Source organism: Luteimonas endophytica (genome assembly GCF_029887875.1).
Taxonomy (GTDB): domain Bacteria; phylum Pseudomonadota; class Gammaproteobacteria; order Xanthomonadales; family Xanthomonadaceae; genus Luteimonas; species Luteimonas endophytica.
In genome coordinates this window covers 159,388-174,558 of record NZ_JARXRM010000019.1, presented here as the reverse complement: position 1 = coordinate 174,558, position 15,171 = coordinate 159,388, and the positions used below count along the sequence as shown (strand labels likewise).

At 69.6% G+C, this 15,171-nt stretch carries 15 protein-coding genes; 12 read left to right on the top strand and 3 right to left on the bottom strand.

All coding sequences use genetic code 11. From position 1 onward, the window contains the following. Nucleotides 1–5: 5 nt before the first annotated feature. Both QFW77_RS04570 and QFW77_RS04565 read right to left on the bottom strand, forming a co-directional pair. A complete protein-coding gene (locus QFW77_RS04570; protein WP_280573127.1) occupies nucleotides 6–473 on the bottom strand; it encodes a hypothetical protein in 468 nt (155 codons plus the stop codon). A 219-nt stretch (nucleotides 474–692) separates the two neighbouring features. Continuing rightward, a complete protein-coding gene (locus QFW77_RS04565) occupies nucleotides 693–1,715 on the bottom strand; it encodes a radical SAM protein (protein ID WP_280573125.1) in 1,023 nt (340 codons plus the stop codon). 734 nt (nucleotides 1,716–2,449) lie between these two features. Here QFW77_RS04565 and ruvB point away from each other — a divergent pair. From ruvB to queC, 10 genes are all read left to right on the top strand, one after another. Continuing rightward, nucleotides 2,450–3,514: a Holliday junction branch migration DNA helicase RuvB gene (gene ruvB, locus QFW77_RS04560; protein ID WP_280573123.1), complete on the top strand. Its 1,065-nt coding sequence runs from the start codon at nucleotides 2,450–2,452 to the stop codon at nucleotides 3,512–3,514. Continuing rightward, nucleotides 3,511–3,936: a tol-pal system-associated acyl-CoA thioesterase gene (ybgC, locus tag QFW77_RS04555; protein ID WP_280573122.1), complete on the top strand. Its 426-nt coding sequence runs from the start codon at nucleotides 3,511–3,513 to the stop codon at nucleotides 3,934–3,936. The genes ruvB and ybgC overlap by 4 nt, the downstream gene beginning before the upstream one ends. 255 nt (nucleotides 3,937–4,191) lie before the next feature. After that, the gene (tolQ, locus tag QFW77_RS04550; RefSeq protein ID WP_425603273.1) at nucleotides 4,192–4,854 is read left to right on the top strand and encodes a protein TolQ; all 663 of its coding nucleotides are present in this window, start codon (nucleotides 4,192–4,194) and stop codon (nucleotides 4,852–4,854) included. A 51-nt stretch (nucleotides 4,855–4,905) separates the two neighbouring features. Next, complete coding sequence (gene tolR / locus QFW77_RS04545; RefSeq protein ID WP_280573120.1) at nucleotides 4,906–5,343, top strand: protein TolR; 438 nt, start codon at nucleotides 4,906–4,908, stop codon at nucleotides 5,341–5,343. Beyond that, nucleotides 5,343–6,296, top strand: a complete 954-nt coding sequence (locus QFW77_RS04540; RefSeq protein ID WP_280573118.1) for a TonB C-terminal domain-containing protein — start codon at nucleotides 5,343–5,345, stop codon at nucleotides 6,294–6,296. Before tolR ends, QFW77_RS04540 begins: the two co-directional genes overlap by 1 nt. A gap of 78 nt (nucleotides 6,297–6,374) precedes the next feature. Next, the gene (gene tolB / locus QFW77_RS04535) at nucleotides 6,375–7,694 is read left to right on the top strand and encodes a Tol-Pal system beta propeller repeat protein TolB (protein ID WP_280573117.1); all 1,320 of its coding nucleotides are present in this window, start codon (nucleotides 6,375–6,377) and stop codon (nucleotides 7,692–7,694) included. A 62-nt stretch (nucleotides 7,695–7,756) separates the two neighbouring features. Next, nucleotides 7,757–8,269, top strand: a complete 513-nt coding sequence (gene pal / locus QFW77_RS04530) for a peptidoglycan-associated lipoprotein Pal (protein WP_280573116.1) — start codon at nucleotides 7,757–7,759, stop codon at nucleotides 8,267–8,269. A gap of 6 nt (nucleotides 8,270–8,275) precedes the next feature. After that, a complete protein-coding gene (ybgF, locus tag QFW77_RS04525) occupies nucleotides 8,276–9,073 on the top strand; it encodes a tol-pal system protein YbgF (RefSeq protein WP_280573115.1) in 798 nt (265 codons plus the stop codon). Between the two features lie 536 nt (nucleotides 9,074–9,609). After that, on the top strand, nucleotides 9,610–10,290 hold the full coding sequence (gene queE, locus QFW77_RS04520; protein ID WP_280573114.1) for a 7-carboxy-7-deazaguanine synthase QueE: 681 nt from the start codon (nucleotides 9,610–9,612) through the stop codon (nucleotides 10,288–10,290). Nucleotide 10,291: 1 nt separating this feature from the next. After that, on the top strand, nucleotides 10,292–10,957 hold the full coding sequence (queC, locus tag QFW77_RS04515) for a 7-cyano-7-deazaguanine synthase QueC (RefSeq protein ID WP_280573113.1): 666 nt from the start codon (nucleotides 10,292–10,294) through the stop codon (nucleotides 10,955–10,957). 57 nt (nucleotides 10,958–11,014) lie between these two features. Here queC and nirK read toward each other — a convergent pair whose 3' ends face one another. Continuing rightward, nucleotides 11,015–12,394, bottom strand: coding sequence for a copper-containing nitrite reductase (gene nirK, locus QFW77_RS04510; protein ID WP_280573112.1), 1,380 nt, complete (start codon nucleotides 12,392–12,394; stop codon nucleotides 11,015–11,017). A 172-nt stretch (nucleotides 12,395–12,566) separates the two neighbouring features. On the opposite strand from nirK, the gene QFW77_RS04505 reads away from it, so the two are divergent. Further along, nucleotides 12,567–12,947: a DUF2946 family protein gene (locus QFW77_RS04505; RefSeq protein WP_280573110.1), complete on the top strand. Its 381-nt coding sequence runs from the start codon at nucleotides 12,567–12,569 to the stop codon at nucleotides 12,945–12,947. A gap of 67 nt (nucleotides 12,948–13,014) precedes the next feature. Further along, nucleotides 13,015–15,099: a TonB-dependent copper receptor gene (locus QFW77_RS04500; protein ID WP_425603265.1), complete on the top strand. Its 2,085-nt coding sequence runs from the start codon at nucleotides 13,015–13,017 to the stop codon at nucleotides 15,097–15,099. The last annotated feature ends 72 nt before the right edge of the window (nucleotides 15,100–15,171 follow it).

The window sequence follows — 15,171 nt, the reverse complement described above, 5'->3', positions numbered from 1 at the left end:
CCAGGCTAGGAGTAGTTGGCGCTCACGTAGAACATGAGGCCCTGACGCTTGAAAATTGCGGTTCCACCGTTACCGATGTTGATGGCCTGCAATCGATGTCCTGCCTCCCCATAGATGGTTATGGTCAAGAACAGATCCGATCGCGTGCTATGCCTTTCATCCACGGCAACTTCGAAAGAGTAGGGCGCCATCATCTTCGTTTGATGCCTCAGATCGATCCGCTCGTCCAGTGGCACGGCTTGGAGCGTGTGCGCCCCGAGGTGTTCCGGCGTAGCTGGATTCAGTGACTCGATACGCATCATGACGCTGGCGGGTTTGCTCATGTCCTGGGTGACCGCGGTCGCGTCGCCGGCCTGGCCGTCCCGTTCCCCCGCGCGGCTACTGGCCAGCAGACCGGAGGATGCGGCCAGGCCGAGCACCGATGCCGGAATCAGCTTCAGCAGGGCTCTGCGGGAAAATCCCTTGATCTTCATTTCAGCGCTCCTCTTGCAGGGGGGGAAGCTCCGGGACCTGAATGGCGCATAGGTTCACATTCGTACACCCCTTGTTGTTGGTCCCGGTGCAGTCGGTGGTATTGGTGCAGCCGTTGTTGCAGTGGGGGTTCTCTGGGCCCTTGCGATAGTCCCTTGGACGGTACTTTCGCGCCATCGATACCGCCATGGGATCCGATAGTCGGGGCACACCCCGTTCGTCTATACCAATCGAACTTGCGTCGAACCCAGCCATTGCGGCGTCTCCTTGAGCGGCGGCAGCGTGGAAAGGGGGCAGCCCAGCGACTGCTCCGACATGGATTCATAGCCGTGAAACCAGAGCCGGGCCATCTCGTTGTCGATCGCGAGCGTCCCATCCTCGTGGAGCGTGCCGATGTCATTCCTTGGGTCGTCCAGCGCGACCGTGCACTTGCCTATACGCCCGTCCGATCTGATCAGCAGAGAATTCGGCTTGGCTGCATAGCAGATGTAGTCCGACAGATTCACGTCGGCGGCTACATTCGCGGGAGATTTTTCCCCGGTGACATAGGCGAGAGCCTTTCGGTATTCGTCGGTGGATAGCTCGGACTGGGGTATCCCCCTTTCCCCGCTCAGGTTCGAAATTCTATGGAAATAGGTGCCGAAGCGGTCGTCATGGCCAAAGTTCCGGAGGATGGCCTGGTAGAGCCTGCGTACGGATTCGACGTTTTCGCGGTGGAGATGCAGCCTCAGGGAGATCGAAAACCGTTCCTCCAGGCTCCTGTATGACAAGAGGTTCGACCAGATCCGGTCGAAAGTTCCATTCCTGTTGGCAAGCAGGCGGGTCTTGTCATGCCATTCGGCATCGCCGTCTAGGGTGATCTGATAGCTGGAGTGACGGATCGCGCAAAGCGATGACAGCAGATCGCGGTCGAGAGTGTAGGCGTTGGTAGTCATCGCGCCCAGCAGGCTCACACCACGTGAGCCGCACAGATCATGTGCATAGCTGCCGACATCCAGTATCACGTCCTTGGCAAGCAGCGGTTCGCCGCCGAACCATGAAATGGTGATGTGGTGGACCGTCCCGACTCTCGCATCAAGCAGCTTCTTGATCCCGCTCACGAGCTTCCCGGCGATCCGGCCATTGGCGAAATCTTCGTAGCAATAAGTGCAGCGGAAATTGCACTTCTCCGTCGGGAGAATGATCAATTCCAGGCGGCGATCAGTGAGCGCCTCCGCGAGCGCCATATCGGTGAACATGGCCATCGCTCCTCATGGCCCCAGAGGAGGCAGTTCCACCGACGCGCCGGAGCACGAGCCCTTGTTCGTCGTGAGATCGCAGTTGCCGGTATTGGAGCAGCCGAAATTCAGGCCGGTGCACCCGCCCTGATTGGTGCATCCATCGTTCGCCCCCGGTCCCTTGTCGGACGGGCTGAAGCCGCTCTCGGCAAGCTCGCGGGCACGTTCATCCGAGTAGATGGGTGCGCCGGAACTTGAATAAGAGATTCCACGAGGGTGTATCCCGTTGCGATTCATAGCAGTCTCCTTCGCCGCGAATCCTTCCGTCCGTGGCTTGCCGTACGAACTGCGGCAGACGGGCGGGAATCATGGAGCGGACCTTCGGGTGCGACGCTTCCATTTTTCGAGATTAATAACGCCACGGGTATCCCGGGTCAATCGGTCGATTGTGATATTCGTCCAAAAACAGAAGGGGCATTCGAGTTTCCGGCCCCGGAGGGGATCGACGCCCCCTGACGGCAGGCATCCGGCCGGCACGCTCGGAGACGACCGGCGGGCCCGGCCAAGCCGCCCGCCCGTTCTGCCCGGGCCTCGCCGACGCCACCCCCGGGTGGACTCCGATCGGCGGTCCCCCTTCGCTACCGCGGTGACGATGCTTCCGCGTGGGCTGGCAAGTTCGCTCCTGCCGGCTGTTGTCCAGGCCGGGCGGTCCGGAGCCGTACCCGTACCCGTATGGACCATCGGCGTGCGACCATACCGGGATGACCGAAGAGCGCATCATCGCCGCCGCGCCGACCCGCGAGGACGAGGCCGTCGAGGCCTCGATCCGGCCCAAGCGGCTCGACGACTATCTCGGCCAGCAGCCGGTGCGGGACCAGCTCTCGATCTACATCGAGGCGGCGAAGCAGCGCGGCGAGTCGCTCGACCACGTGCTGATATTCGGCCCGCCCGGGCTGGGCAAGACCACCCTCAGCCACGTGATCGCCAACGAGCTCGGGGTGAACCTGCGGGTGACCTCGGGGCCGGTGATCGAGAAGGCCGGCGACCTCGCCGCGCTGCTGACCAACCTGCAGCCGCACGACGTGCTCTTCATCGACGAGATCCACCGCCTCTCGCCGGTGGTCGAGGAGGTGCTGTACCCGGCGATGGAGGACTTCCAGATCGACATCATGATCGGCGAGGGCCCCGCGGCCCGCTCGATCAAGCTCGACCTGCCGCCGTTCACCCTGATCGGCGCCACCACCCGTGCGGGGCTGCTGACCGCGCCGCTGCGCGACCGCTTCGGCATCGTCCAGCGGCTGGAGTTCTACAGCGCCGCCGAGCTCACCCGGATCGTGCGGCGCTCGGCGGGGATCCTCGGCATCGACTGCGCCGGCGAGGGCGCCACCGAGATCGCACAGCGCTCCCGCGGCACCCCGCGCATCGCCAACCGGCTGCTGCGGCGGGTGCGCGACTACGCCCAGGTGCGCGCCGGCGGCCGCATCGACCGCGAGGTGGCGCACGCGGCGATGCAGATGCTCAAGGTCGACCCGGAAGGCTTCGACGACCTCGACCGCCGGCTGCTCAACCTGATCATCGAGAACTTCGACGGCGGCCCGGTCGGCGTGGATTCGCTGGCCGCGGCGCTGAGCGAGGAGCGCGGCACCCTCGAGGACGTGATCGAGCCGTTCCTGATCCAGCAGGGCTTCCTGGTCCGCACCGCGCGCGGCCGCATGGCCTCGCACAAGGCCTACCGGCACCTGGGGCTGAAGGCGAAGGCGCCGCCGCCGGACCTGTTCGTCGCCGCGTCCGAGCCGATCGCGGGCGGCGGAGAGCCGGAGCAGTGACCGCACTTCAAACGCCGTTCAGCCTACCGGTCAGGGTTTACTGGGAAGATACCGACGCCGGCGGTGTGGTGTACCACGCGCGCTACGTGGCGTTTCTCGAGCGCGCCCGCAGCGAATGGGTACGCGCGCACGGCTACGGCCAGGAGCAGCTGCGCGACCTGCATGGCCTGCTGTTCGCGGTGCGCGACATGCGGCTCGATTTCCGCAAGCCGGCGCGCCTGGACGACGCGTTGCAGGTCTCGGCGGTGCTGCGCGAGTGCCGGCGCGCGAGCCTGGTGTTCGAGCAGGCGGTCGAACGCGACGGCGAGCGGCTGCTCGATGCCCGGGTCCGGGTGGCGGCGCTGGACGCCGGCGGGTTCCGTCCGCGCGGGATCCCGGAAGCGCTGTACCGGGAACTCGCGGCGCAGGTCCTGCCGGGCTGACAAGGACGTCGGACCGGAGTTCTCAACCACCCCTTCCCCGCGATGCGGGGGCAGGGCCAGACCGAACCGCGGGCAGCGCATGCGCCGCCCGTGCTTGCCGCCATCCCGATCCAGGAGCGATGCATGACCCCCATTTCTATGCTGCTGCAGGCCACCCAGGTGGAACCCCTGCCCGAGGAGGCCACGGCCAGCGCCACCGAGCTCGCCGCCGAGACCGGCGCCGCGGCCGCGGCCCCCGTCGGCACCGAGCTCGACATGTTGCAGCTGGTGCTGCACGCGTCGATCCCGGTGCAGCTGGTGATGCTGCTGCTGCTGTTCGCCTCGATCGCCTCGTGGGTGATCATCTTTCGCAAGAAGCGCATGCTCGACCGCGCCGCCCGCGAGGCCGACCGCTTCGAGGAGCGGTTCTGGTCCGGGGCCGACATGACCAAGCTCTACGCCGCGGCGACCGAGCGCAATCGCGAGATCGATGGCCTGGAGGCGATCTTCGAGTCCGGCTTCCGCGAGTACTCGCGCCCGCGCGGCCGCCGCAATCCCGACAGCCGCGCCCAGCTGGAGGGCGCGCAGCGCGGGATGCGGGTGGCCACCGCGCGCGAGCTGGACGGCCTGGAGCACAACCTCGAGTTCCTGGCCAACGTCGGCTCGATCGCGCCCTACGTCGGCCTGCTCGGCACCGTGTGGGGGATCATGATCTCGTTCCATGGCCTGGCCAACGTGCGCGAGGCGACCATCGCCACCGTGGCGCCGGGCATCTCCGAGGCGCTGATCGCCACCGCGATGGGCCTGTTCGCGGCGATTCCCGCGGTCTGGGCCTACAACCGCTACGCCACCAAGGTGGAGCGCATCGCCGGCCGCTACGACGCGTTCGCCGAGGAGTTCTCCTCGATCCTGGAGCGCCAGGCGCACGGCGACGAGTGACCCCGCGCCGCCGTCCCGCGCGTTGACTCCACAGACTCTTCGAGGATCGCCATGACCGCCGCCGTCCTGCGCCGCCGCAAGCGCCGCAAGCTCAAGAACGAGATCAACGTCGTGCCGTACATCGACGTGATGCTGGTGCTGCTGATCATCTTCATGGTCACCACCCCGCTGCTCAACCTCGGCACCGACGTCAACCTGCCCGACTCGAACGCGCGTTCGGTGGCCACGCCCAAGGACCCGGTGGTGGTCAGCGTGTACCCGGACGGCGCGCTGGCGCTGATGGTCGAGCAGCAGAACCAGTCGGTCACCGGCGAAGACCTGCTGGCGCGGCTGCGCGCGATCCACGGCCAGAATCCGGAGGCGACGGTGCTGGTGCGCGGCGACGGCGCCGCCAGCTACCAGCGGATCATGGACGCGATCAGCATCATCAACGAGGCCGGGGTGACCAGGGTCAGCCTGCTCAGCCGGCCGCTCGAGGCGGGTGGCTGATGCGGCAACGCCCCGCCGACACGGTCAGCGCGGTCCTGCTCGCGCTGGCGCTGCACGTGGCGCTGCTACTGTTGCTGGTGTTCGGGCTGTCCTGGACCCGCAGCAACGCGGAGCCGGCGTTCGGATCGCCGGTCACCGCCGAGCTGTTCGATCCCGAGGCGCTTTCGGCGGCGCAGCGGCGCGCGCTGGAGGCGCCGCCCGAGCCGCTACCCGAGCCGCCCGAGCCCGAGCGGCTGCCCGCGCCGGAGCCGGTGGAGGAAGAGGCCGCGCCGCCGCCGCAGCCGCTGCCCCAGCCGATGCCGGAAGACGCGATGGTGGATCCGCAGCCGCGGGCGCAGGAGCGGATGCCCGAGCCCGACACGCTCGACCAGGACGCGGCCCGCCGCGAGGCCGAGTCCGAACTCGCCGCCGAGCGCGAACAGGAGGAGCGGCGGCGCCAGGAGCAGATCGACCTGACCGAGCGCGAGCGCCAGGAGGAGGCCGAGCAGCAGCGCCGCCTGGCGCGCCAGCAGGAACTGGAGAAGCTGCGCGCCGAGCGCGAGCGGCTCCGCCGCGAGGCCGAGCTGGCCGAGCAGAAGCTCAAGCAGATCGCCGATGCCCGTGCTCGCCAGGCGTCCGAACAGGCCGCGGAGGCCGCCTCGCCGCCTCCCGGCCGGCCCGACGGCGACAGCGATCTCGCGGCCCGCTACGCCGCCGCGCTGCAGGAGGCGATCGCGCGCAACTGGGTCCGCCCCGACAACGTGCCGCTCGGCCAGACCTGCCGGCTGTACATCACCCAGCTGCCCGGCGGGCAGGTGATGAGCGTGGAATTCGACGCCTCCTGCCCGTTCGACGCTCTCGGCCGGCGCTCGGTGGAGGCGGCGGTGCGCAAGGCCGAGCCGTTGCCGTACCGGGGATTCGAGCCGGTGTTCGCGCGCCGGCTCAACCTCAATTTCACGGCCCAGGACCGATAAGTACGCCGCCATTCATCTTCGCGCGCCGTGCAACCGCCAAGCTGGCGCCCAGTTCTGCTTCCCCAACTCGGTGACCCGATGAAACGATTCGCCCGCATCCTGTTCGCCCTTTTCGCGCTGGCGCTGCCGATGCTCGCCGCGGCCCAGCAGCAGGGCCTGGAGATCGACATCGTCGGCGGTCACGCCTCGGCGCTGCCGATCGCGGTGGTGCCGATGCCCTACCAGGGTTCGGCCGGGGCTCCGGACACCGACGTGGCCGCGGTGATCCGCGCCGACCTCGACCGCTCCGGCCAGTTCCGCACCCTGCCCGAGCGCGACATCGTCGAGCGGCCGACCCGCGGCAGCGAGGTGCAGTTCCCGACCTGGCGGGTGCTGCGGCAGGATTTCCTAGTGGTGGGCCGGGTGCTCGACGCCGGCGACGGCGCGTACCGGGTCGAGTACGAACTGTTCGACGTGGCCAAGCAGGAGCGCCTGATCGGCATGGCCATGACCGGTCGCGCCAGCGCGATGCGGGACGTCGCCCACCAGATGGCCGACGCGATCTACGAGAAGATCCTGGGGGTGCGCGGCGCGTTCTGGACCCGGATCGCCTACGTGACCCAGACCGGGGTCGGGCAGGGCGCCCGCTACGCGCTGATCGTCGCCGACTCCGACGGCCACAACCCGCAGACCGTGGTCCGCTCCAACGAGCCGCTGCTGTCGCCCTCGTGGTCGCCCGACGGCGCCCGCCTGGCCTATGTCAGCTTCGAGCGCGGCAACTCCTCGATCTACATCCAGGACCTGACCACCGGCGGCCGCGAGCTGGTCTCGAGCTTCCGCGGCATCAACAGCGGTCCGGCGTTCTCCCCGGACGGCCGCCGCCTGGCGCTGACCCTGTCGCGCAGCGGCAACCCAGAGATCTACGTGATGGACCTGGGCAGCAAGGCGCTGACCCGGCTCACCGAGCATTTCGGCATCGACACCGCCCCCGAGTGGAGCCCGGACGGCGCCAGCGTCTACTTCACCTCCGACCGCGGCGGCCGCCCCCAGGTCTACCAGGTGCCGGCCGGCGGCGGCGGGGCCAGCCGGGTCAGTTTCCAGGGCAACTACAACTCCGACCCCAGCGTCTCGTTCGACGGCCAGAAGATCGCCGTGGCGCAGGGTTCAGGGAACGTGTACCGTATCGCGGTGCTGGATCGCAGCCTCGGTTCGCCGCGGTGGTCCACGCTGTCGCCAGGCTCACTCGACGAATCGCCGAGTTTCGCGCCCAACGCCAGCATGATCCTGTACGCGGCGCGCGAGGGACGGCGGGGGGTGCTGTACGCCGTGTCCGCGGACGGCCGGGTGCGACAGCGCCTCGTGCTTGCCGACGGCGACGTCCGGGAGCCCGCCTGGGGACCCTTCCGGGAACAGCGCTGACGCCGCCTGCACAACCTATCCATCAACCTGAACCACCCTTCCATCCACTAGGGATCGACGAGATGAACACCACCACCCGAGTCCTGATCGCCGCCGCGCTGTGCGTTGCCGTCGTCGGCTGCTCCAAGCGTGTCAAGGAAGAACCCGTGCAGCAGCCGGGCGATACCGGTACCGTGACCCAGCCGCAGCAGCCCACCGCCGGCGCCTACGGCCCGGAGGACCTGGATTCAGATGCCTGCCTGCGCCAGCGCGTGGTCTACTTCGATTACGACCAGGATGCCCTGCGTCCGGAGTTCCAGTCGATCATGGGCTGTCACGCCAAGTACCTGCGCGACCGTCCGTCGTCCCGCATCACCCTGGAAGGCAATGCCGACGAGCGCGGCAGCCGCGAGTACAACCTCGGCCTCGGCGAGCGCCGCGGCAACGCGGTGTCCTCGGCGCTGCAGGCCAACGGCGGCGGCGCGGCGCAGCTGACCGTGGTCAGCTACGGCGAGGAGCGTCCGACCTGCACCGAGTCGAGCGAGGACTGCTGGGCGCGCAATCGCCGCGTCGAGATCGTCTACACCGCACGCTGACCGCGCATGCGTCGTTACATCGCTCCAATCGTGGTTGCGGCGGCCCTGGTGGCCGCCGCACCCGTTTCCGCCCAGCGTCCGAGCCTGGCCGACAGGGTCGCGGTGCTGGAACAGCAGGCCGCTGCCAACCGCGGCAACGTCGATCTGCTCAACCAGCTGTCCCAGTTGCGCAGCGAGGTGACCACGCTCCGTTCGATGGTCGAGGAACTGCAGCAGCAGAACGAGCAGCTGAAGAACGCGAGCCGGGACCAGTATCTGGACATCGACGGGCGCCTCAACCGGCTCGAAAGCGGCGCCGGGTCGTTGCCCGCCGCGCCGGGCGTGGACGGGGACGCGGGGACGGCACTGCCGCCGCCGCCGCCCAGCGACACCGCCCCCTCGATCCATGGCGACCCGGGCCTGCTGGCCCAGACCGCCGACGAGCGCGGCGCCTACGAGACCGCGTTCGACGCGTTGCGCTCGGGGAACTACGCCGAGGCCGCGGAACTGTTCCAGGATTTCCTGCAGCGCTATCCGTCCGGCTCCTACGCGCCGAATGCGCTGTACTGGCTGGGCGAGAGCTACTACGTCACCCAGAACTACGAGCTGGCCCAGCAGCAGTTCCAGGCGCTGATCGACCGCTACCCGACCCACGACAAGGCCCCGGGCGCGCTGCTCAAGGTCGGTCTGTCGCAATACGGCCAGGAGCAGCTGGATGCTGCCGAGGCCACGCTGGCTTCGGTGATCGAGCGCTTCCCGGGCAGCGACGCCGCCCGTACCGCCGACGACCGCCTGCGCGCGATCCAGCTCGGCCGCCTGCGCTGAGCCACGCCGCGTAGAGCCCAGCTTGCCCGGCTGCAGCATGCCGGCTCCGATTGGCCGTGAGGCCGGGTTGGTGGGGCGCAATGCTGGGTGCAGTCATCTGGAAACGCATCCCGGGAGGGGCGGGCCGGGGGATACGTGCCAAGTCGCTCCCCGATACTCGCTTGGTTGTCACGCATCCCCCGGCCCGCTGGGGACGATGCGGCGATCGGGTCGGAAAGCGTGGGTCGCGGCCAGGTGTAACCGCGTCGGCTCCTGCTTTTCCGGAAGCGCCGACGAATCTGCTCCATCGGGTGGGGGTGGCGCCGCAACCAAGCGAGTATCGGGGAGCGACTTGCGGTGCCACCCCCGCCCGATGGCCCCAGGTGTCCTCTTGCCGTTCGTTCGCGAGCCTGTGGACGGTAGTCGGTCGGGACTACCGGAATGCGCCGGAGGGCGGGCCGGGGATACGACGATCTGGCCAGAGGGCGGGGCGGCCCGATCGGGAGGGGCGGGGCGCCGGTGGGGCAGCGGCGCGAGCTCCGCTCTACAATAGCCGAATGAATGCCGTCGCTTCCGATGCTGCCGACGCCGCGGCGGCGGACCGGCTGCGGATCACCGAGATCTTCCTGTCGCTGCAGGGCGAGGCCCGCGATGCCGGCTGGCCGACGGTGTTCGTGCGCCTGACCGGCTGCCCGCTGCGCTGCGTGTACTGCGATACCGCCTACGCGTTCCACGGCGGCCAGTGGTGGGAGATCGACGCGATCCTTGCCGAGGTCGCCCGCCTCGGCGCGCGCCACGTCTGCGTCACCGGCGGCGAGCCGTTGGCGCAGAAGCGCTGCCACGTCCTGCTGCGGCGGCTGTGCGACGCCGGCCGCGCGGTCTCCCTGGAGACCTCGGGCGCGATCGACATCGGCGCGGTCGACCCGCGGGTCTCGCGGGTGCTCGACATCAAGACCCCGGCCTCCGGCGAAGCGCACCGCAATCGCTGGGAGAACCTGCCGCTGCTGACCGCGCACGACCAGGTCAAGTTCGTGCTCTGCGGCCGCGACGACTACGACTGGGCGGTCGGGGTGGTGCGCGAACACGGCCTGGCGGCGCGCTGCGACGTGCTGTTCTCGCCGAGCAAGTCCGAGCTGGACGCGCGCACGCTGGCCGACTGGATCGTCGCCGACCGCCTGCCGGTGCGTTTCCAGATGCAGCTGCACAAGCTGCTGTGGAACGACGAGCCGGGGAGGTGAGATGAAGAACGCCGTCGTGCTGCTCTCCGGCGGCATGGATTCCGCCGTCGTATTGGCCATCGCCCGCGAGCGCGGCTTCGCCGCGCATGCGCTCAGCGTGGCCTATGGCCAGCGCCACACTTCCGAGCTGGCGGCCGCCGCGCGGGTCGCCGGGGCCCTGGACGCGGCCGCGCACAAGACGGTGCAGGTGGACCTGCGCAGCATCGGCGGTTCGGCCCTCACCGCCGACATCGAGGTGCCGGAGCCGGGCGGGGCCGGGATCCCGGCGACCTACGTGCCGGCGCGCAACACGATCATGCTCTCGGTGGCGCTGGGCTGGGCCGAGGTGCTCGGCGCCGCGGACATCTTCTGCGGGGTCAACGCGGTCGACTATTCCGGCTATCCCGACTGCCGCCCGGAGTTCATCGGGGCCTTCGAGCGCCTCGCCAACGTGGCCACCAAGGCGGGGGTCGAGGGCGCCGGATTCCGGATCCACGCGCCGCTGCTGCGGCTGGGCAAGGACGCCATCGTCCGCGAAGGCGTGCGGCTCGGGGTGGATTTCGCCGCCACCGTGTCCTGCTATCGCGCGGACGCGGATGGCCGCGCGTGCGGCCATTGCGATGCCTGCGGGCTGCGTGCGGCGGGCTTCGCCGCAGCCGGCGTCGCCGACCCTACGCGCTACGCCTGACCGGAGCCAAGAACAAAAAAAGGGGCGCCCGCAGGCGCCCCCGGGTGTTGCGATTCCTCAATGGCCCGAGGAGTGGTCGATCGCCTCGTTGGTGTTGAAGATGGTCGGGTCCGCCTCGCCGTTGACGTGGAGGAAGCCCGCCAGCCCCTTCTCGGCCCGCGACAGGGCGTGGTCGACCAGGATGTACTTGCCGGGGTAGTCGACCTTGAACTCCACCATCGTCGCGCCGCCCGGGGCCACCAGCGTGGTCTGGACGTCGGTCAGCGGCGGGCTCGTCAGCGATGCCTGGTCGAAGACCCGGTCGAACACCTCGCCGATCACGTGGAAGCTGGAGATCAGGTTGGGCCCGCCGACGCCGAAGTACATGCGCACGGTTTCGCCCACGCTGGCCTCCATCTTGTAGGTCTTGGTCAGCGCTTCCATCGAGCCGTTGAACATCAGGTGCTCGGGGTTCTCGTCGAGCAGCTTGTCCACCGAGAATTCCTGCAGCCCGCGGGAGCCGTGCTTCTGCGCGGTGTAGAGCTCGCCCTGCATGATGTAGAACTCGCGGTCCACCGCCGGCAGGCCGCCCTCGGGCTCGACCAGGATCATCCCGTACATGCCGTTGGAGATGTGGTGGGCGATCATCGGCGTGGCGCAGTGGTACACGTACAGGCCCGGGTTGAGCGCCTTGAAGGTGAAGCTCTTGGTCTGCCCGGGGGCCACCTGGGTCACCGCGGCGCCGCCGCCCGGCCCGGTCACCGCGTGGAAGTCCACCGAGTGGATATTGACGCTCTCTTCCGAGTTCTTCAGGTTCACGGTGACGGTGTCGCCGCTGCGGATCCGCAGGAACGGCCCCGGCACGGTGTTGTTGAAGGTCCAGTAGCGGTAGGTGCTGCCGTCCGACAGATGGCCCTCGACCTCGGTGGTGAGCAGGTCGTAGGTGATGTGCTGCGGCGCGCGGTCGCCGACCGGGGTTTCGACCTCGGCCGGGTTCTTGGCGATGTCGACCGCGGTGCTCGCCACTTCTTCCACGTCGCCGACGATCAGCTTGCCGAACATGCCGGCGGCGCGGTGCCCGGGAATGGTGCACAGGTACTCGAAGGTTCCCGCCTTGGTGGCGCGGAACACGATGGTGGTGGCCGAGCCCTTTCCGACGATCTGGTCGGACTGGACGCCGAAGTCCGGCACCGCGATGTCGTGCATGGCGCCGTCGCCGTTGGTCACGGTGATCGCGACCACTGCGCCTTCCGGCACCTTGAGTTCCGGATTCACCACGTCCTTGATCGCGCCGGCGTTGCCCACGAACACCAGCTGGCCGTTGGAGATCTCGGTGCGCATGCTGAAGGTGACGTCCGCCACCGGGGTGACGTCGGCGGCGGCATCGCGTGCCGCGAGCGCCTGCGGCGTGAAGCCGGCGGCTGTCGCGAGGGCGAAGAGCAGGATCAGGTCTTTCATTGCTGCGGTTCCTTTTTGGGGTTCGTCGATGCTTGGCGGACATCCTGACCGGCCGGTCAGGGGCCGGCCATGACTTGCGTCAAGCCGCACGCCGCCTCGGGCCGGGAGCGGAAACCGGCGCTTGACCCAGATCAGTGAATGGGGGCCGCGGCCCGAGCAGAATCGCTTCGCGATGAGCCCCCGTCCCTTCCACCGCTGGATGAGCCGCCTGGCACTGGGCGCGGCGCTGGCGCTCTCGCTGCTCCCCGCGGCCGGCCGGTTGCTCGGTGCGGAAGGCGAGCGTGCCGCGGGCTCGGCGAGCGCGGGCGGCAGCGAACTCCATCGTGACCATCATGCGACCGACGGCGGGGGCCGGGGTCAGCCGCCGGCCAACAGCGGCGGCGGCGACTGCGGCTACTGCCCGCTGCTGGCCTCGCTGGTGCCCTCGCCACAGCGGCCGCCCCTCTTTGCATTGCGGACGCGGGCGGCGGCGCCTGGCGCGGTGCGTGCCGATCCGCGCCTGACGCGCCGTCACCCGGCGGGCCTCGGCTCGCGCGGCCCGCCGAACTCCTGAGCGCATCCATCCAGACCCGCGTGCGCGGCGCAGACCGCGCGCCACCCGAATGCTCCGGAGTACCCCCATGTCGACTTCCAGGAGTCCGGCAACGCCCCAGGCTTGCCTGACCGCCGCGATCCTCGCGGCACTGTTCTGCCCCGCCGCGCTCGCGGCGGAAGACCTCGTTCGCGATCCGATGGATCCGATCGACCTCGACGCCGTGGTGGTCACGGCGATGATGCCGGTGTCGCCGCTCACCTTCGAAACCGACCCCAGGCTCCCGCGCCAGCCGGTGCCGGCCAGCGACGGCGCCGACTATCTCAAGACCATCCCCGGCTTCTCGGTGGTGCGCAACGGCGGCACCAACGGCGATCCGGTGCTGCGCGGCATGTTCGGCTCGCGCCTCAACCTGCTCACCAACGACGGCGCCATGCCCGGCGCCTGCCCCTCGCGGATGGACAATGCGATGTCCTACATCGCGCCGGAAACCTACGATCGGCTGGTGGTGATCAAGGGGCCGCAGACGGTGCTCTGGGGCCCCGGCGCCTCGGCCGGCACGGTGCGCTTCGAGCGCGACCGCGAGCACTTCGAGGAGCCCGCGCTGAAGTTCGACGGCAGCCTGCTCGGCGGTTCGTCCGGCCGCAACGATCAGGTCGCCGACCTCACCTGGGGGAGCCGGCCCGGCTACGCGCGGGTGAGCGCCAACCGCTCCGACGCCGGCGACTACCGCGACGGCGATGGCGAGCGGGTCGGCTCGGCCTGGAACAAGTGGAACGCCGACCTCGCGCTCGGCTGGACCCCGGGCCCGGACACCCTGCTCGAACTGTCCGCCGGCATCGGCGATGGCGAGGCGCGCTACGCCACCCGCGGCATGGACGGTTCGCAGTTCGAGCGGGAGAACTTCGGGCTGCGCTTCGAGAAACGCAACCTCGGCGGGCGCCTGGCCGAGTTCGAGGCCACCGCGTACCACAACCGCGCCGACCACGTGATGGACAACTACAGCCTGCGCACGCCCGACCCGGACGGCGCGATGCCCATGCCGATGGCCTCGAACGTCGAGCGCCGCACCAGCGGCGGGCGGGTGGCGGCGACCTGGCGCGCAGACACCTGGGAGCTGGTGGCGGGTGCCGATGCGCAGGACGGCCGCCACCGCCGCCGCGGCGCCGTCGGCCGGGGCGCCTACCTCGCCCAGCGCTGGCGAACCGATGCGCGCTTCTCCAGCCTCGGCGCATTCGCCGAGGCCACCTGGTACCGCGGCGAACGCAGCCGCCTGGTCGCGGGCGCGCGTTTCGACCGTTCGGAAGCCACCGACGGGCGCGCCACGGTCGGCGCGATGGGGATGGCCCGCCCCAACCCGACCGCGGGCGAGACGCGCGCGCAGACCCTGCCGGCCGGATTCGTCCGGTTCGAGCGCGACGCCGCCGGGTTCCCGCTGACCTGGTTCGCGGGCCTGGGCCATACCACCCGCATGCCCGACTACTGGGAACTGTTCTCGCCCGACGTGGGGCCGGTGGGCGCGGTCAACGCCTTTGCCGGGATCGAACCGGAGAAGACCACCCAGCTCGATGTCGGCCTGGAGTACCGCGGCCGGCGCGTGGATGCCTGGGCCTCGGCCTACGCCGGCCGCGTCGTCGACTTCATCCAGTTCCGCTACGTCGCCGGCGCGATGGGCGGCGACAGCTCCATCGCCGACAACATCGACGCGGAGATCCGCGGGGCCGAGCTCGGCGCCGAGTTCCGGCCGCGCGAGCACTGGACGTTCGGTGGCAGTCTGGCCTACGCGCGCGGCGAGGATCGCGACAGCGGCCGGCCGCTTCCGCAGATGCCGCCGCTGGAGGCCCGGCTGAGCGCGGCCTGGGACGACGGCGCCTGGTCCGCCGGCGTGCTGGTGCGGGCGGTGGCCGGCCAGGACCGGGTGGCGCCCGGCTACGGCAACGTGGTCGGGCAGGACCTCGGCACCAGCGCCGGCTTCGCCACCCTCGCGCTCAACGCAGGCTACCGCTTCGGCAGCACCGCCCGGCTCAGCGCCGGCATCGACAACGTGTTCGACCGCGCCTACAGCGAGCATCTGAATCTCGCCGGCAACGCCGACTTCGGCTACCCGGCGGAGCCGATACGGATCAACGAGCCGGGACGCACCGCCTGGGTGAAGCTCAACGTCAGCTATTGAGCCGGCCGGGCCGGGCGCCGGGCGCGCGGCCCGGCGCGGCCGCGGTTGACCCAGGTCAGGGCGGCCCGCGCC